This window comes from Flectobacillus sp. BAB-3569 (genome assembly GCF_002270355.1).
Lineage (GTDB): Bacteria > Bacteroidota > Bacteroidia > Cytophagales > Spirosomataceae > Flectobacillus > Flectobacillus roseus.
In genome coordinates, this window is sequence record NZ_NJFZ01000004.1 from 67,553 (window position 1) to 86,462 (window position 18,910).

Annotated in this window: 16 protein-coding genes; 6 read left to right on the plus strand and 10 right to left on the minus strand. The window is 37.3% G+C overall.

Going from position 1 to position 18,910, the window contains the following annotated elements; genetic code table 11:
• Positions 1-61: 61 nt before the first annotated feature.
• Both BWI92_RS03090 and BWI92_RS03095 read left to right on the plus strand, forming a co-directional pair.
• Entirely contained in the window at positions 62-1,018 is a 957-nt protein-coding gene (locus BWI92_RS03090) for a glycosyltransferase (protein WP_095160667.1), read from the plus strand.
• 39 nt (positions 1,019-1,057) lie between these two features.
• Positions 1,058-1,795 carry a glycosyltransferase family 2 protein gene (locus BWI92_RS03095; RefSeq protein WP_095160668.1) on the plus strand — a complete coding sequence of 246 codons (738 nt, stop codon included), beginning with the start codon at positions 1,058-1,060 and terminating at the stop codon, positions 1,793-1,795.
• A 38-nt stretch (positions 1,796-1,833) separates the two neighbouring features.
• On the opposite strand, the gene BWI92_RS03100 is transcribed toward BWI92_RS03095, so the two are convergent.
• Positions 1,834-2,283, minus strand: a complete 450-nt coding sequence (locus tag BWI92_RS03100) for a hypothetical protein (protein ID WP_095160669.1) — start codon at positions 2,281-2,283, stop codon at positions 1,834-1,836.
• Positions 2,284-2,376: 93 nt separating this feature from the next.
• Between BWI92_RS03100 and BWI92_RS03105 the strand changes: the two genes are divergently transcribed.
• Positions 2,377-4,119, plus strand: coding sequence for a capsule assembly Wzi family protein (locus BWI92_RS03105; RefSeq protein WP_229362666.1), 1,743 nt, complete (start codon positions 2,377-2,379; stop codon positions 4,117-4,119).
• 238 nt (positions 4,120-4,357) lie between these two features.
• Here the strand turns inward: BWI92_RS03105 and BWI92_RS03110 are convergent, their stop codons facing one another.
• The 3 genes from BWI92_RS03110 to BWI92_RS03120 all read right to left on the minus strand — a co-directional run bounded on the left by BWI92_RS03110 (position 4,358) and on the right by BWI92_RS03120 (position 7,913).
• Positions 4,358-5,887, minus strand: a complete 1,530-nt coding sequence (locus BWI92_RS03110; RefSeq protein WP_095160671.1) for a glycoside hydrolase family 10 protein — start codon at positions 5,885-5,887, stop codon at positions 4,358-4,360.
• Between the two features lie 326 nt (positions 5,888-6,213).
• On the minus strand, positions 6,214-6,909 hold the full coding sequence (locus BWI92_RS03115) for a response regulator transcription factor (RefSeq protein ID WP_095160672.1): 696 nt from the start codon (positions 6,907-6,909) through the stop codon (positions 6,214-6,216).
• 182 nt (positions 6,910-7,091) lie between these two features.
• On the minus strand, positions 7,092-7,913 hold the full coding sequence (locus BWI92_RS03120) for a hypothetical protein (RefSeq protein ID WP_141234681.1): 822 nt from the start codon (positions 7,911-7,913) through the stop codon (positions 7,092-7,094).
• Between the two features lie 128 nt (positions 7,914-8,041).
• Between BWI92_RS03120 and BWI92_RS03125 the strand changes: the two genes are divergently transcribed.
• Complete coding sequence (locus BWI92_RS03125; protein ID WP_095160674.1) at positions 8,042-9,127, plus strand: AI-2E family transporter; 1,086 nt, start codon at positions 8,042-8,044, stop codon at positions 9,125-9,127.
• 93 nt (positions 9,128-9,220) lie between these two features.
• Here BWI92_RS03125 and BWI92_RS03130 read toward each other — a convergent pair whose 3' ends face one another.
• The 3 genes from BWI92_RS03130 to BWI92_RS03140 form a co-directional block, all read right to left on the minus strand.
• Positions 9,221-9,958, minus strand: coding sequence for a LytTR family DNA-binding domain-containing protein (locus tag BWI92_RS03130; protein ID WP_095160675.1), 738 nt, complete (start codon positions 9,956-9,958; stop codon positions 9,221-9,223).
• 64 nt (positions 9,959-10,022) lie between these two features.
• The gene (locus BWI92_RS03135; RefSeq protein ID WP_095160676.1) at positions 10,023-11,114 is read right to left on the minus strand and encodes a sensor histidine kinase; all 1,092 of its coding nucleotides are present in this window, start codon (positions 11,112-11,114) and stop codon (positions 10,023-10,025) included.
• Positions 11,115-11,467: 353 nt separating this feature from the next.
• Positions 11,468-12,118, minus strand: a complete 651-nt coding sequence (locus BWI92_RS03140; RefSeq protein WP_095160677.1) for a histidine phosphatase family protein — start codon at positions 12,116-12,118, stop codon at positions 11,468-11,470.
• Positions 12,119-12,375: 257 nt separating this feature from the next.
• On the opposite strand from BWI92_RS03140, the gene BWI92_RS03145 reads away from it, so the two are divergent.
• Together BWI92_RS03145 and BWI92_RS03150 are read left to right on the plus strand one after the other, a co-directional pair.
• Positions 12,376-12,798 carry a hotdog fold thioesterase gene (locus tag BWI92_RS03145; protein WP_095160678.1) on the plus strand — a complete coding sequence of 141 codons (423 nt, stop codon included), beginning with the start codon at positions 12,376-12,378 and terminating at the stop codon, positions 12,796-12,798.
• Between the two features lie 166 nt (positions 12,799-12,964).
• The gene (locus BWI92_RS03150) at positions 12,965-14,209 is read left to right on the plus strand and encodes a chorismate-binding protein (RefSeq protein WP_095160679.1); all 1,245 of its coding nucleotides are present in this window, start codon (positions 12,965-12,967) and stop codon (positions 14,207-14,209) included.
• Between the two features lie 150 nt (positions 14,210-14,359).
• Here BWI92_RS03150 and BWI92_RS03155 read toward each other — a convergent pair whose 3' ends face one another.
• From BWI92_RS03155 to ccsA, 3 genes are all read right to left on the minus strand, one after another.
• Positions 14,360-15,667 carry a hemolysin family protein gene (locus BWI92_RS03155; protein ID WP_095160680.1) on the minus strand — a complete coding sequence of 436 codons (1,308 nt, stop codon included), beginning with the start codon at positions 15,665-15,667 and terminating at the stop codon, positions 14,360-14,362.
• A 285-nt stretch (positions 15,668-15,952) separates the two neighbouring features.
• On the minus strand, positions 15,953-16,240 hold the full coding sequence (locus tag BWI92_RS03160; protein ID WP_095160681.1) for a hypothetical protein: 288 nt from the start codon (positions 16,238-16,240) through the stop codon (positions 15,953-15,955).
• Positions 16,241-16,254: 14 nt separating this feature from the next.
• Positions 16,255-18,828 (minus strand): cytochrome c biogenesis protein CcsA, encoded by a 2,574-nt coding sequence (ccsA, locus tag BWI92_RS03165; RefSeq protein WP_095160682.1) that lies wholly within the window; start codon positions 18,826-18,828, stop codon positions 16,255-16,257.
• Positions 18,829-18,910: the final 82 nt, after the last annotated feature.

Consider the following 18,910-nt stretch of genomic DNA (forward strand, 5'->3'; position numbering starts at 1 on the left):
GTAAATTTGCATTAATTTTGAATACTCCAATCAGCATATTGGTATTACAATTAAAAACATCATGCCCAATTCCATAAAAATCCTCATTCCACTTTACAACGATTGGGATGCTTTAGAGCTTTTACTTGAACGTATCAAACATACAGTTGAAGCAAGCTTCTTTGAGCAGCTATCTTTTGTGATTGTGGATGATTGTTCTTCCATTCCGTGTGATGTAAATCGTTTTTCGGCATACAACCTTGAGATTATCAGACTTTGGCGCAATGTAAGTCATCAAAAAGCCATTGCACTGGGTCTCTCCTATTTAACCAAAGAACGTACTTTTGATTATCTGCTAATCATGGATTCAGACGGTGAAGATCGTCCTGAAGACATGGAGCGCTTATATGATACTTGCGTAAAAACAAATCAAATTGTATTTGCTAAACGCGCCAAACGTAGCGAAGGCCCAATCTTCCGAATGGGCTACTTGGTATATAAAGCACTTTTTGGTCTATTAACAGGAAAAGTAATAGAATTTGGTAATTTTAGCATACTGCCATTTGAACAAGCCAAGAAATTAGCTTACGTTTCCGAGATATGGAATCACTTCCCTGGCGGAGTTATTCGATCCAAATTATCATATAGTTCTATCCCGATTATCAGAGGTACTCGTTTGGCAGGTAAATCTAAGATGAATTTTGTGTCTTTGATTCTTCATGGCTTAAGTGCTATTTCTGTATATCTAGATACTGTGGCTGTTCGAATCGTCATTAGTTCTCTGGTATTGGTTGTTTTGTCTATCTTAGTAGCATTGGTTGTATCCATTATTCGTCTTACAACTCCTTATGCCTCACCTGGCTGGGCAACAACGCTTGTTTCAACAGCAGTAATTGTGATACTCCAAGCCTTTTTGAGTTCACTTTTTTTGGTTTTTACCGTATTAAACTATCGTACTCAAAAGCATTTTATTCCAGCATTGGAATATCATGAATTAATACAACAAGTAGACTCGACAGAGCTTTCTAAGATTAGCTAATATTATAGATCATTTGCCAAATAAATCAACCTCATAAAAATGAAATTAAGTGTAGTTATCCCTGCATACAACGAAGAGGAATCTATTCCTGAAACACTACGAACCCTGTATGCAACACTAAAAAAATACAATATTGACCACGAAATTTGTGTAACCAACGATAACTCTAAAGACCGTACAGAAGAGGTATTGAAATCCCTACAAACCGAAATTCCAACCTTGGTATATTTTACCAACAAAGGACCTAATGGTTTTGGGTATGCCGTACGATATGGCTTAGAACGCTTTTCGGGCGACTGTGTGGCTGTCATGATGGCCGATATGTCTGATGACCCAGAAGACTTGGTAAAATATTATAATACCATGCTTGAGAAAAACGTAGATGCTGTTTTTGGTAGTCGTTTTATCAAAGGGGGAAAAGTATATGATTATCCTCGTTTGAAACTATTCATCAACCGCATTGCTAACTTCATTGTTAAGCTTGCTACAGGTATCAAAACCAACGATACGACAAACGCCTTTAAATTGTACAAGCGTGAAACTATCGAAGGTATTAAACCATTCTTATCTCCACACTTCAATTTAACGGTTGAACTACCGCTAAAGGCATACGTTCGAGGTTACTCTTATGCGGTTGTACCAAACAGTTGGACCAATCGTAAGTACGGTGAATCAAAGCTCAAAATTAAGGAAATGGGTAGTCGTTATTTCTTTATTTTACTTTACTGTATGATCGAGAAGTTTTTCTCTAGAGGAGATTATATGAAGAAGAATTAATACAAATAAAAAGGATGAGGCTTATTCCCTCATCCTTTTTATTTGTGCAAAAGTAATGCTTGTAAAGTACTTAGCTGAAAAAGTGCATACGTAAGTGTAATGCCCCAAAATACAGCAAAAATGCTCATTGTAACTAGGATTCTAAGCACAGATACCCGAAAAGATAGTGCCAATAATGTGCCTCCAATTGGTGTAAAAAACAAGGGCGTAAAGCATGATATTCCCCAAATACCGACTCTTTTCCACAATTTTACCGCAAATCTTGTACGGCGAGAAAATAGCTTTGCAGGAGTTTTTCTATATTTTTGTATCAAGCTACGAACACTTGTTCCTATTACCAAGACACTGATTACGGTAAGCATCATTCCCAAAATGGTACAAACAGCGGTCTCCCACCACGTCAATTCCAATAATAGTCCCGCAATTGGACCGTTAAAAAATTTGATTGAAGTAGCCACCATTACCGTAAAATATTTCCCTATGGCCATAGCAAAGTAGCAATTTTGATTCGTTACAAAGTTACAACTCTCTCGTCATTTGTTATATATAAACCTTAATCTTGTTTCATACAAGCCTTGCTTATGTTCTCTCAACGCCTTCTTGGTTTAATATTCTTCATGTTTGCGGTAATCACTAGCTCCCAAGCTCAAAGTGTTTTTGTACCCCTCAATGCCGACTATTATGACTTACTCGATCGCTATGAGATTAAATATGGTCGACTCTCAAAAACCTTTCACACAGGTATAAAACCTTATACCCGTAGAGATATCGCACAATTTATCGAAACCATTGCCCAAGACACAAGTCTTCATACCGATGCGATTGACCAATTTAATTTTAATTATTTCAAAAATGATAATTGGGAGTGGGTCTCTGAAGAAACAGAAAGTAGTAAAAAATCATTATGGAAATATTTTTATAAAAAACCTTCTGACGCATATTCTGTCCACAATGAAGATATAGATATCCATATCAACCCTGTTATGAATGTCCAGATTGGCTCGGTATCGGGTGGGAATCAATCTTTCTATTCACTCAATACGCGTGGCATCGAAATTCGAGGGATGATTAATAGCAAAATTGGTTTTTATACTTATATGACTGATAATATCTCAAGAATACCAGACTATATTAAAGGATATGCCGATTATATTAACCAAAATACGCCAACAACTGCTACTCAAATTGCAGGAATGCCTGGGGAAGGTTTGACAAAATACTTTAAAAAAGACCCTCTCACCACAGATTTCTTTTCTGCTCGTGCTTATTTAACTTTTCAGGCTACCAAAAATATAGGTATCCAATTTGGGCATGATAAAAATATTATTGGTAATGGGTTTCGTTCGATGATTCTTTCAGATAATGCGGCACCTTATCTGTTTTTAAAACTTACCACTCAAATTGGGGCATTTCAATATCAGAACCTATTTGCCGAACTGATCAACCCTGGCCGTATTTCTCCAGACCAAACTTTCCCTAAAAAATACATGGCGATGCACCACCTTAGTATTAATGTGACGCCAAAACTAAATATTGGATTGACAGAAAGTGTCATTTTTAAAAGAGATAGCACAAATGGCGTGGGAGGCTTTGAACTGAATTATCTCAATCCTGTTATTTTTTATCGATTTGTAGAAAGTTTTCAAGGAAGTGGCGATAATGCATTGGTAGGACTTGATTTTAAATACAATTTCGCCAAAAAATTCTCTTTATATGGACAATTTATGTTAGATGAATTCATCATAAAAGAGATCTTCGCGAATACTGGCTCATGGACGAACAAGTACGGAGCACAGTTGGGACTCAAGTATATCGACGTATTGGGAATCAAACATTTGGATTATTTAGGTGAGTATAATGTAGCAAGACCTTACACTTACAGTCATAGTTACACAGGTCTCAGTTATTCACATTATAATCAAGCACTTGCACACCCATTAGGTGCCAATTTTTATGAATGGACTCACACCTTACGAGCTCAACCTGTGCCCAAATTACAGTTAGTAAGTAGGTTGATTTTTGCCAGCTATGGCGACGATAGCAATGGTACCAACTGGGGAAGAAATATTCTATTGGATTACAATTCTCGAAGTAGATGGGTTTTATACAAAGATGATGAAGGCAACACCTTGGGGCAAGGAGTGGCTTCACAGCACTTGACTTTTGATATAAGAGCTTCGTATCAGTTCAAACACAACTTCTTTGTTGATTTGCATTATTTACATAGGGATTTTAAAAGTCAACAAAGTAATCTTAATAATGTCACCAATCTGCTCTCGATTGGTCTTCGTTGGAATACTGCCGATAGAGGACAGTATTATTAAGTATGATTACGCTTTAAGCAATAAGCTATAGGCATTAGGCAAGCACAACAACATATTTCCATTCTTTTCCAAAACATATTTAGATTTTTAGAAGCTATTTAAACTTTATGATTTGGCGAAAGAAAGGATGCTTGAAGTAAAGCCAAATAGGGTTTTAGCGTTATAGCTACTATTATTACTCGTTCTTGACCAACCATTCCACTTAGCGGGTGAATTTATTCACCCGTGACCCAAAATACTACCGCGTCTCTCCATAATTTACAACAACCATTGTGGGTGTTGATTCATTGTGCAGGCGATCGAAGGAAGTGACGGCATATACATAGCCTCTGGCTCTTTCTGAGGTATAATCTAAAAACGAAACATCTCTTCCGACATAAAGAATTTTATCAACCCTGTAAAGGTTAATCTTTTCTGCTTTTTCAAATCTGTAAACGGCAAAATACACATTCTCGTTACCATCTGAGGCCTTTTCCCCTGGTTGCCACACCAATTTGTTCATTCCATTATCTTTCAAAGCAATGACTCTTTGCGGTGGTTTAGGAGCAATACTATCTTTCCATCTCATAGGAGGAATAATAGCAGGATAGTGATATAGCGATGCTCGGAGGGAATCTTGAATGCCACCATAATTTTCAGTTAGGCACTTCGAACTAAAAAACATACCTCCTTGAATATTTACATTATTTCTATCCAAACGAAGTTGACTTGTGGCCTCGGCGTTGTTCCAGCCTGACTTGATTTTATAGATACCATGTCCGATATACAAATGACGCCCATAGGTATGTTGGCTCCACCAGTCAATGAGTACTCTGTAAGGTACTTTAGGATGGCTGCGCTCAAAATATACCTGTGGCACAATATAGTCTACCCAACCTTTTTCAATCCATTTACGAGTATCTGCATAAAGTGTTTGATACGAGGTAGTACCAGCTTGGGTTTTGGAGCCTACTTTCACGATAGGGCTATAGTTTTGCCAAACACCAAATGGGCTAATACCATATTTTACATAGGGTTTTATTCGCTTGATTGCCTCTCCTATTTGTTGAATCAAAATATCGGTATTACTTCTTCTCCAATCTTCGATATTTCTATAGCCTGCACCATATTTCCGAAAAGTGTCGAGGTCATTTAACTGTTGTCCTGGCACAGGATATGGATAAAAATAATCATCGAAGTGGATGCCGTCAACATCGTAGTTCTTTACAACTTCAACCACCACTTGCACAATATAATCTCGTACTTCGGGGATACCGAAGTTCAATACTTTTTGACCATCATACTGAATCATCCATTCGGGTTTGGTCATACTAATATGCTCAGGCATAATAGAGCCAGCCCTTTTGAAGGTAGCACGATTGAGGTTTAGCCACGCATGAAACTCCAAGTTTCGAGCATGCGCCTCTTGAATCATAAAATCGAGGGGATCGTAAAATGGGGAAGGAAATTTGCCTTGAGTTCCCGTCAAAAACTCAGACCAAGGCTCTAATCCTTTGGCGTAATAGGCATCGCAGGCATCACGAACCTGAACCATCACAGCATTCATGTTTGAGCGTTTGTGCTCATCCAGAATTCTAATGAAATCTCTTTTTTGTTCCTCTGAATTATATTGCCCTTTTCGGGGCCAGTCTATGTTGTCGACAGTAGCTATCCAAACAGCTCTGAACTCATATTTAGAAGTCAACTCTGCGGTTCCATTTTGTTGAGAATGGCAGCTAGAACATACTAAAACACAAAATAGACATACATGGAAAATAATCTTATACATACACATTCCAAAACTCTTACTCGGTGCCACATAAGCAACTCTTTTTAGTATTTTAAATCAAAAATAAGGATATACTATTCAATTTCAGTCAAAGAATTGTGGCAGGAATGCTAGTTGGGAGTTGGTGGTTTAGTGACAAAAAATCCTCAACAGCATTATTTTGCAAGTTATTCATAAAATATCAGAATCTTATCCTTTCTTGATTCAATGGCAGAATTTATCATCCTCAATAGGATTAAAATGAGTAAATGGCAATAAAAAAGTCCTCTCACAATGAGAGGACTTTTGTTATATTTTTTTAAGGAAAATATCTTACGCCATTACCTTTAAGAATCTACCGAAAACATATAGCCAACACCTTTAAGTGTTTTGATGTAATATTCAGGGATTTTTTCACGTAGCTTTCTGATATGAACATCGACAGTTCTTTCTACTACGTAAACATCGCTACCCCAAACTTTTTCCAACAGTTCATCACGACTAAATACTTTGTTGGGATGATGAGCAAGAAACGACAATAATTCAAATTCTTTTTTGGGCATTACCAAAGACTTACCGTCGTTGAGTACTGTGTAATTTACTCGGTTGATAAAAAGTGAGCCTATCTCTAATTTATCTTCAGCTTCTGACTGCTGCGAATCTCTTCTCAAAAGTGCTTTCAAACGACTTAGCAAAGCACGAGGTTTGATGGGTTTTACAACATAATCATCTGCACCGACATCAAAAGCCGCTACTTCAGTGTATTCCTCAGCACGAGCGGTCAAAAACAGGATGTAGGTATCTTTAAACTCCGACAGCAATCTCAATTGACGAGCCGTTTCGATTCCATCCATTTTTGGCATCATCACATCGAGCAAAATCAAATCTGGTTTAAATTTTTTTGCCACCTCCAAGGCTTGAAGTCCGTCTGTTGCCGAAGCTGTGTCAAATCCTTCTTTGGTAAGGTTGTACTCTAATAGCTCAATAATATCTGGGTCGTCGTCGACCAAAAGGATTTTGGGAGTTGGTAGCGTATTGCTCATATATTTGATAATTAGTCGTTGAGCGAAAGTATCATTACTCAACAAAATCAACACACTGGATGCAATTAATTAAAAATTAATCCAATATTACCCCAGCATTAAGTGTCATTAAGTAACGCGGCTAATAACTACTTGCACTCAAAAGCCAATACAAAATTAGTTATCTCAATATTAAGGAATTGTTAATTCTCACGAACCCTATATATTTCACCCTGTTCGTTGGTGATAATTACTACATTTTCATCTAAAAATGCTATAGATTCGGTCTGTTTATGTGGGAATTTTATACAGTAAAGCGGGTTCGAAAAGTCAATTTGGTGTTCTATAATTCTAAAATAATAAATCTTTCCATAACTTATTAACACAAATTTATTTTTCTGTTGATTAATAGCAGCTCCCGTAATTGGCGTCCTCAAATTGATATGCGCTTTAAGCTGTAAAGTATCAGCATTAATACCTATTTTTCTCACAAATAAATCTGTTCCTGATTTATCCCAGTTTTTGGTAAAAATATAAATAGAGTCCTGTACCACAAACATAGCCTCTGCATCTGGAACATATTGTTTGTCAGGATAATATATCGGAATTCTTTGCAAAACAGCATCTATCTTTTTGTTTATTTGATAAATATATAAATCCCGACGCTGATACGAATTATTACCTATGTCACCTACATAAATATCCCCTTGCTCATCGGCTGACATATCTTCCCAATCTATATTTTTAGCCTGAGAAATAGGATAGGTATTCAGTAACTTTCCAGACAAATCTATTTGATAAATGTGGGGCGCACCACCACTATCATTATGAGTCAGTAAGGTTGAATCTTGTTTTCGATACACCAATCCTGAACTCTCATTGACTTGCTTAGGAAGATGCCCTATTCTCTCAACTTTCAAGTGTTTCTTTCCCTTCTGAAAACCTAGTTTATGAACGTCATAACGGTAACTTGCTAAGGATGCTTTGAGGTTAAATAAGAACCATAGAATTTTGTATTTGAGCATAAATGGATTGTGTGTAATTTTTAGGTTCTCAATAATAAAACTAGCTATTTTCAGTTTTTTAAGTATTTTTGAAGATAAGGTTTTTCTCTTTTTATTCTCAGGCATCGACAAGACTATAACCCATTGCTATGTTATCAGACTTCAAACTTCCTCTATCTATCAAATTGCTCGTTGGTCTCCTAACGGTATCGATTATCGTTTGGTGGATGTATCTTTTACAAGAAATCCTTATTTTGATTTCGTTTTCAGTGCTATTTTCGATGTTGTTATATCCTTTATGTCATCGACTTGAAAAATGGCATTTTCCTCGAACCTTGGCCATCTTTGTTTGTCTATTGGTTACACTTGCCATCATGGCTGGGGTCGTTAGTCTAATTGCTCTGCAAATTGCCGATTTTTCAGATACCTTTCCTACTTTTCTGAAAAAAGGCGAAACATTCATTAATGAACTGCAATCTTGGGCGTCACATAACTTACATATTAGCCGTAAGAAACAAGTAACAGAGCTTCGTAATCAGTCGTTGACTTTGCTCAAAAATAGTGGCAATATCATTACTAACGCTTTGGGCACAACGCTCAACTCGCTATCATCAGCGATGTTGATTCCTATTTTTGTATTTTTCTTTTTACTCTATCGTGATTTTTTCCGTCGTTTCTTTTATCTGGCTTTTGGTAGAGGAAATCGGAAAAAGATAGATCTCGTTTGTAGCAGAATTTATACGGTGGTTCAGAGCTATTTGCTTGGGTTATTTACCGTAATCTTGATCGTGGCGGCACTCAACACCTTGGGACTTTGGCTACTCGATATCGAATATGCTATTTTCTTCGGAACACTTGCGGCGTTCTTATTATTGATTCCCTACATCGGTATCATGATAGGCTCAATTTTGCCTATGCTGATGGCACTTATCACCAAAGATTCGCCCATGTATGCTGTGGGTGTGGCAGGAGTATTTTTGTTTGTACAGTTTTTGGAAGGGAACTTCATTACACCTCATATAGTAGGCTCAAAAGTAAGTATCAATCCACTAGCAGCTATGATTGCTTTGATTTTGGGTGGTCAACTTTGGGGAATTTCGGGTTTGGTGCTGGCTTTGCCATTCATTGCAATACTCAAGGTAGTTTTTGACAATATTGACTCTTTGAAGCATTACGGCTATCTCTTAGGCGAAGCCGAAATTCATCATAAAGGCGGGGGAAGGATTTTGGGCTAGTAGGCACAAAGTAACAAAGTGACAAAGGCACAAAGTGGTTCTATTAATACAGAAATCACTTTGTGCCTTTGTCACTGTTGCCTTTGAGCCTTCTTACAAACTCAACAACTCCTTAAATCTAATAGCTTGACGGCGAGAAATTTCGATTTTGTCGCCACTCTCACGAAGGGTTACTTGCAAACCTCCAGAAAACCAAGGCTCGATTTTTTGAATATATTTCAAGTTAATGATATGCTTACGATTGGCACGGAAAAACACTTTAGGGTCAAGACGCTCTTCAAGAGCATTCAACGACTTAAGAACTAATGGTTTTTGGTCATCAAAATACAAACGAACGTAATTACCCATTGATTCGAACAAACGAACATTTCCTAAGCGAACAAACCAGCACTTTTCACCATCTTTGACAAAAACTTGATCGTTTTCGCTCAAAACGGATGCTCCCTCTTTGGCTGTATCCGAAATTTGTTTTTGACGTTCAAACTCCTCCTCTACTTTTTGGATAGCCTCACTCAAACGATGTAACTCTATTGGTTTGAGAAGATAATCAAGCGCATTAAATTCAAATGCCTTGATGGCATATTCGTCGTACGCTGTCGTAAAAATCACCTCTGGAACATTGCCGTCCAACTCAGCCAATAAGTCGAACCCTGTTTTGCCAGGCATTTGAATATCCAAAAATAGAAGGTCTGGATGAAGCTCATCAATTAATTGAATCGCTTCGTCGGCATTGGGTGCCTCGCCTACAATATTGATTTTAGGAAAATTTTCTAGCAAACGTTTCAATTCATTACGTGCTAACCTTTCGTCATCAACTATAATTGCTTTCATTCGGTTTTGGAGTAATAGCGTTGGATATATAAAAAGTATATTACTGAAGACTAATACCTATAGTTTAACCTCGCACGATATGTGTGATTTTAGCAAAAGGATTGTCTTTATTTTCTACCACTTGACTCGGTATAGGTACGGTAATTTCTGCCGTTACTACGTCTTTGGATGCTTGGTAAATCTTAAATTTGGCATCAGCACCAAATAACAACTCCAAACGATGTGCTGTATTTTCGAGTCCAAAACCTCCCGATTCTGTAGTCTCTAAAACACCTGTATTACTAATTTCGATTACTACTTTGCTATCAACCACTTTGGTTTCAATACTCACAAATCCTCCCTTCACTGGCTTTGATACTCCATGTTTGATGGCATTTTCAACCAAAGTTTGTAACAACATAGGTGGAATCTGACAAGTAAGTGTTTCGGGATAAACATTCTTACGAATCTGTAAACGATCTTCGTAGCGGATTTTTTCGAGCGCCAAATAATCCTCTACTGTTCTTAATTCCTCTGAGAGTGAAACGGTCTTACGTCGGTCGGCCAACAAAGAGCTTCTCAAAATATTGGATAGCTGCGTCACTGCCTTTTGTGCTTTTTCGGGCTCTTCCAAAATCAAAGCACGAATACTATTCAGGGCATTGAACATGAAATGTGGGTTCATTTGAGCCCGCAAAACCTTCGATTCAGTTTCACGAATAGAGGATTCCAAACGAACTTTTTCGACCTCAATTTCTGATTTTCTTTCAAAATAATGAGATGCATAATAAAACAAAGTCCAAATCATTAATGGCTTCATAAAGCTAAAACTGAACTGGATGAAGAAAAATATCGACCAAAAGTCAGCATGCTCACGCTCGCGCAAAATGTAGCCATCTAGCGGAATATTGATACTCGCCATCATCATCGACATCAACACCACCGAGCCCAAAATACGAGGTACTACCTGACGAATGGGCATTTCGACCCAACCGTATTTTTTGATTACTTTTCTAAAATTATGTGTCAAAAAAATCGCAAAAGCAATATTCAAGTCAGCCGAAATAAACCAGTCAATCGACCACCCAAAAGAGTTTACATAAATCAAGGCTTCATTGGCTAGCCAAGCTAACCAACCAACAATCTGTAGAGTCCAATATAATTTGATTCTTGGCATTATTTCTTATCTAATTCGTCTGTATTAATAAAAATTTATGCTCGTATCAACAAGCAAATAATCGTTTTTGAATCATGCTAAAATGAGTTAGCGACAATTTTTCATTACCTTCAAAACTTTATTTAGAGTAATAACTCATGTCTGCTTTGCTCAGGAGGATTCTTTTAAAATTACAGTTAAAATAAGCACATTTATCCCACAAAATCATTGAATGGCATCAGGAGATGATAAAAGGTTTGGATTTAGGGTAGAAAAATATTAGTAAATGCATTTTTAAATAGTTACCTCCCATAATCAGGCACAAAAAAAGAAGCCCATGGCGATGGGCTTCTTAAGATATAGACTTTACAAAACTATAGACCAAACAAGTGTGTTGTATCACATTCTAGTTCAGCAAAAAATGATTTAGTTTCGTAATCGTAAATCAATTTGTACAGACACAAGTTCGAATGCTCAAATGTATCCATTTCATGTAGAGGCTTGTCGAGCAACATGGTCAGGATAATTCTCATAGCACGACCATGCATGGCTACCAAAACGGTTTCTTCATGTGGGCGAGATAAGATTGTCTCAATTGCTGGCTTTTGTCTTTCCAATACCTGCAAAGGACTTTCGCCTCCTTCTGCAGCCATATCTACGCCTCCGGTTACCCAACTTTCGATAAGAACTTTATAGTATTCGTTATCGATATCATTCGGAACACGTCCTTCTCTGATACCCCAACTTATCTCATTTAAGCCTGAATGCTGTTCCCAAGGAATACCAGCTTCAATAAATTTATGAACAGATTGATGTGTTCTCTTAAGAGCAGATGTATAGACTTTGTCAAAATTGACATTTTGATAACTTTGGAAAAATGCCTCTGCCTGCGCACGTCCCAGCTCATTCAAATCCGAATCTACACCACTTCCTTGCACGATACCTTGGCGGTTGAAGTCTGTTTCACCATGACGTATCAGGTAAATTGTTTTTTTAGTAGGAATATTGCTTTGGGTATTAGACATGCTATTTAGTTGATATGGAGTAATATAGAGCTATGAAAAATTGTCACAAAAATACATTTTTTAGGTGATTATGCTATCTCATGACTAAAAAAGAGATGATTTTTGACAGAAAAGTAAGCTTTTGTTAAAAAAATGATAATATAGCTAGCTATCTTAATAATGGATTTTTGATAATTAGATTTGGTTCAATAAATGATAAATAGGTCAAATCTCTAACTAAGGTTTTCTATCTTTAGAAAAATTTAATTCACTTCGCTATGTTTAATACTTCTTACAGCCTTGAGCAATTAAATGCCATGGGACAAAACAATATGCTTAATCATCTGGGCATCGAATTTGTAGAACTTACTGCCGATTACCTTGTGGCCAAAATGCCCGTAGACCATCGTACCAAACAACCTATGGGACTTCTCCACGGAGGTGCTTCGGTGGTTTTGGCTGAGTCGATGGGTAGCGTTGCATCATTTTTAAGCCTTCCCGACCCTACCAAACAAACAGCAGTTGGTGTAGAAATAAATGCAAATCACCTCAAATCTGCCAAATCGGGTTTTGTCTATGGTAAATGTACTCCAATTAAAATCGGACGTAATATTCAGGTATGGGAAACTCAAATTACCAACGAAGCTGGCGACCTGATTTGTGTAAGCCGATTAACCACTATGGTAATTGATATAAAATAAAGAAACACTAATGAGTCGATAGAATTTTCTATTTTTTTGAAACAAGTAAATTCTAAATTATGTTATATTTGAAAATGTAAAAACACCCTATGGGCTGTTTTTACCTAACTATCTACAAAACAAATAGTTAGCATATTTTTAAAACGTATATAAACATTTCAAAAATATGACTCCAACTTCGGAAACTCATATTTCGACGCAAGTGCCACAACTAGAATTTTTCTGGAAAACTGCTATTTCAGAAGGGCTACCTGTTGCCCTTTGGAGATTACCTAAATCCACTGAAAAACAATTACTTATAGATTTATCTGGACGTACTCGCCAAACTAAAATCGACTTAGAGGAGCTCCCTTCGGGCTTTGCTATGAGTCCTTTTATTGGCGAATCTTTGTTTCTAAAAGGAGATTTGTACTATCATTTTGACCAAGATAATCAATTGATAGAAAACAACATTCATCCTAGTTCGGAACAAGCCCAAGAGTTTTTCAGAAAAGTTCAGCTCACCTACGACGAACAACATGAGGACACTCACATTTCATCAGCTAATTTTACCGTAAACTATACCAAAAACTTCGAATCGCCTACTGAGTCATCTCTTTACAACGAGATTACCTATGCCGAAATGGTGTCTGATGCCATCGATGCTATTCAGCGTGGTGACATGCAAAAGGTAGTGCTTTCGAGAACTAAGCAAATTACTTTGCCAGAAAATTTTGAGGTAGTTGAGGCATTCAATAAGCTTTGTGTGGCATATCCAAATGCCTTTGTGTCGTTGGTATATTTGCCACAAGAAAAAGCTTTATGGCTTGGTGCCACGCCCGAAACGCTTATTAGCATGGACAAAGAAGGGATTTTCAGAACTATGTCTCTAGCGGGTACCCAATCGGCGATTGGTCCTAATGGCGAAAAATATCATCCTGCTGAAATTCGCTGGGCATCTAAAGAAATCGAAGAACAAGCTTTTGTAAGTAGGTATATCATTGAATGCTTTAAAAAGATTCGTCTTCGTGAATATTATGAAGTAGGGCCTAAAACCGTTCAGGCAGGAAATTTGATGCACCTTCGCACTGATTATAGTGTCAATACCCATGAGGTGAATTTCCCGCAATTGGGCACTGTTATGATAGACCTTTTGCATCCAACTTCAGCCGTATGTGGTATGCCCAAAGAGCCAGCCTTACGCTATATTGCTGAAAATGAATTGCACTCTAGAGAATATTACAGTGGTTTTTTAGGCCCTGTAAATATTCACGACGAAAGCCATTTGTTTGTCAATCTTCGTACGATGAAAATTCAAGGAAATCAAGCTACACTTTTTGCAGGTGGTGGTATTACCGAAGATTCTAATCCTGTCAAAGAATGGTATGAGACGGAAATGAAAAGCCAAACACTTCTGAGAGTTATTTTATAGGATGTTTTTTCATGTTAGATAAATGAAAAGGGGATAGTAGCATAAGCTTACTATCCCCTTTTCGTTTATTTTTCAGGATTAAATGTAGCATTAACCAACGTTTGTTACTTTTTGAGGGCAACCTATTCTTGGTAAAGACATTACTCAACTTCAGTGTTTCATCGAAAAGCTTTCAGTCTTTTTCTCAATCTCACCTATGATAGTCAACTTCACGGTATCGATACGAGCGTCCATCATGGAGATAATTTGAAAGTTGAAAGGATGTGCAATAATCGTTTCGTTTACCTCTGGAATATCTTCATTAATACTAATAATCATACCTCCTAAGGTATCATAATCGCCTTCTGGGAGATTCCACTCATATTTTTCGTTGAGATAGTCAATTTCCAAACGAGCTGATAACAAATAGACTTTATCTTCCAATCGTTTCTCTATCAAATCTTCGTTATCATCATATTCGTCCTCGATATCTCCAAAAATCTGCTCCATTACGTCTTCCATACTCACTAAACCCGAAGTACTTCCAAATTCGTCTACGATTAAAGCTAATGATTTACGTTCTTTAGAAAAACGGAGCATTAAATCTTTGGCAGGCATTGCCTCTGGCACAATCAAAATTGGCTTCAAAATACTCTGAATGTCTTTAGGTTTCTTAAACAAAGCTACCGAGTGACAATAACCAATGACATCTTCTAAGGTATCTTTATAAACCAATACCTTTGAGTGACCACTTTCTACAAATGTTTTCTTTAGTTCTTCTATGCCATCTTCGAAGTCTATCGCTACAATTTCGGTACGTGGAATCATACAATCTCTCACCTTTACCTGCTTAAATTCTAAAGCATTATTAAAGATTTTGGTATCCACTTCTGCTTCCTCTTCAGTCGAAATTTTACGATTAAGATTTTGCATATAGTGGTTCAAATCTGTCAAACCAAAAGCAGGTTTTTCCTCCGAATATTCTAAACGAAGTACATTTTTGATAAACCAACTTGAAAGTCCTACGATTGCCCAAACCAATGGATACATAAGTGTATAAATAATCCAAATTGGGATAGATAAAACCTCTAAAAAGCCATCAGGATTAAGTAAAAACACACTTTTGGGGGTAAACTCAGAAGTACCCAAAATAATAACAGTTCCCAAGATTGAAGCGATAAGTCCAGGTACAAGCCCCGTACCAAAAACAGGGAAATAGTGTTCAATCTGATGATGCAGATATCCCTCCATAAATATACCATAAGCTACCAACGACAAGGTATTGCCAATAAGTAGCGTGCCGATAAACTTAGAAGGATTTTTGATAAATCTTGAAATAATTTGTCCAGTGATTACACCTTGTTTGGCTTGTAGTTCAAAATATAACTTGTTAGCCGAAACAAATGCCATTTCAACACCTGAAAAGAATGCTGAAAAAACCATTGATAATATAACACCTATTGCTTGTTGGGAGTCCATCTGGGGTTGGTTTCAATTTTGAATTAGAAGACATAGATGTCGAATGCTTGATTGGTTAAATACATCTATATCTGTGAGTTAGACAAACGTATGTGATTTGATTAGGAACACAATACGAAGGTATGGTTTAGAAAAACTCACATTCTCTAAACATCAAATTGCATATTTTTGGTCAAATTTCAAAAAGAAAGAGCGATTTATCAAACCGCTCTCCCTAAAAATTTGACATCTGTGGGCTTTTTTACAAAATCTTAATGTTTAAATACTACGCCCGACAGCTTCATTTTACTTTTTCTTACCTTTTGATAAAGCCTGACGTTGCAGCTTTTTAGGGTCTACAGCAGGTTCTTTTTTATCACTTTTGCTTGATTGTTCTTCCTTTTTCAAACGAATTTGTTTTGAATACTGAAAGTAAAACAAGCAACCCACACACATCATCAACCAGCTATAGTGGTAAAAAATCTTTGTCCAAAAGGTATTTACCTCTGGCGGTGTTCCTGCGCGAAGGTCAAGAACCCAAATGATTAAAAAACCTAAAGCTGCTGACAGCAATAATATTTCTTTTCTGCTCATGAGTTTGTGCTTAATTAAAATCCTTTATCTCGCATCAATTTGAATTCACGATAACGGCGGATTGTTGCCATCACGAAGCCAATCGACAAGATAATTGTACCTATCCACAAGATATTTACCAAAGGCTTTTCGATGGCTTTCAAAATAATAAAATCTCTTTGGGTTGTATTAATATCAAAGGTAAATTTACCTGTTTGAGGGTCTACACTCACAAATCTTGCTCGTACACCTGCCTCTGCATTTTCCACTGGAGGCATAGCTACCATACCATCACGAATCACAAAAACGGGTTTTATTTCATGTGGAATAGCTTCTTTTCCTGAAATCAAAATACGTGCTTGAACAGCAGCGTCTTGTGGACCAAGAGGTTTACCTTCAAATTCTGTAACACGTTTTACTTCATCCAAAACAGCTACATAATCATTCAAGAAAAAGGTATCTTTTACTGCAACCGTAAATTTCTCCGTTTTACTCCACTCCTTCTCGTCCAAATTTGGCGCCAAAGCTACATAAGTATACAAATCACCCAAGGCCGAATGTTTCAAGTCTGGCGAGAAAGCATTCCCCATTTTCTTATTGATTTGAGCACGAGGATATAAGGTTGTCACTTTGCCATCTTTATCACGGAAATCAATTTCGTAATACTTGTTTTCTGGAAAAACAGGAAGAGTGTCACCCTTGGCATAATACTTTTTACCTTGTTGCTCAATATCTTGAAGCGCCACTGCATGGAAATCATTCTCAATTAATTCTACCAGCTCAGGACGAACATATTCAGGTAACTCACGACCTTCTACTCTAACACCTTTGTAAGTGAGCGTATACTTGCCCATCTCTAAAGGCGTATTCAACCACAATACTACGTTTTCTTTGTTTTCTTTATCGTTGTTTTTGGTAAAAGCTTCATCTTTATTCGAAATAGCAAAACCCGATGTATTAATCGAAACTACTTTAGAATAACCCGACGAATACAAAATACCGAATAGCATCATCGCAAAACCAATATGCGTTACAGCACCACCCGATAGCTTGTAGTTGCCACGAGCGATATTAAACAAAATAGTACCATTAGTGACAAAAGCATAGATACACGCAAAAAGTAAAGCGATATAAGTTGGGTTACTGAAAAAATCTCCTAACTCTAATTTGGTCGTTGCTAATATTCCCAAAGAAGTCAAAATCAAAGACACCAAAGCAGGTGTTAAGAAGTGTTGAGCTATGTTTTCTTTCTTGATTTTTCTCCACCAAAAATATTGTCCAGTACCTGTCAAAATAGCCACCGCTGCGGCAAACCACAACTGGAATTTTGAGTAATAAGTAGGCGCATCAGCGGGAGGTGCTAGTTTGGACACAAAGCCCAAGGCTTCCACAATTTTGTTATATACAGGCAAAGACGTTGCCGCAATAATTTGGAAAGACGACAAACACAAAGCTGTTGCGCCAATAAAAATCCAAAATTCACGGCTATATACTGAAGCTTCTTGTTCTTCTGTTGGAATGTTTTTCCAACGATAAATCAACAAACCTACTGCACCCACTAAGAAGAACAAAAGATATAACAATAACTGTCCTGAAAGACCCAAATCGGTAAATGAGTGAACAGATGCCTCACCCAATACACCACTGCGGTTCAAGAATGTAGAGTATAAAACCAAAATAAAAGTGGTAATTACCAAAATGAATGAGATACGCAATGCCGACTCATTGGTTTTGTAAATAATCATGCAGTGGATTGCCGCAATCAATACCAACCAAGGGACAAAAGAAGCGTTTTCGACAGGATCCCAGTTCCAATAGCCTCCAAAGTTGAGCGTTTCATAAGCCCAATAAGCACCCATAATAATACCTATACCAAGTACTGCCGCCGAAAATAACGACCAAGGCAACGCTGGACGAATCCATTCTTTGTACTCTCCACGCCACAAACCAGCAATCGCATAAGCGAATGGAATCAAGGTTGTAGCAAAGCCTAAGAATAAGGTTGGCGGGTGAATCACCATCCAATAGTTTTGGAGCAATGGGTTCAAGCCACGGCCATCCTCTGGAACGAAGTTGGCGTTCATTTTCCAAACTGGTAAATCAGGCATAGCTTCACGCATCAACAAGAATGGAGATGAACCAATTTTGAAATCAATAATTGGTAATACAATCCCTAAAATCATCGAGCACAAAAAGGCTTGAACAGCAGCAAAAACTACCATCAGAGGCGCTTCCCATTTGCGATTAGTCTTGATAAGAATTAAGCCCAAAAGCGCATGCCAGAAAATCCATAGCAAGAAACTTCCTTCTTGACCTTCCCAAAAGCATGAAACAATATAGTATACAGGAAGAGCAATCGACGAGTGAGACCAAGCGTATTGATACTCAAAATAATGGTTATAAATGATTGTGTAAAGCGCAACAATAACACCTATAATCGAAAGTCCATGCAGATAAAACGAATAGCGAGAAAACTTCTTCCAAGATTCTTGCTCTTCGAGATTTTTAATTTGTAGTGATTTGAAATAGCCAAATGCAGATATTACCGACGTCACAAACGAGATAATAATACACAAATGACCCACATTTCCGATAGTTGTATGTAACATCTTGATAAAATGGGTTTGGGGAGATAGACCCTAATTTTTGAATACCATTGAGGCATTTTTAAGACAAATACGACTCCTGCGC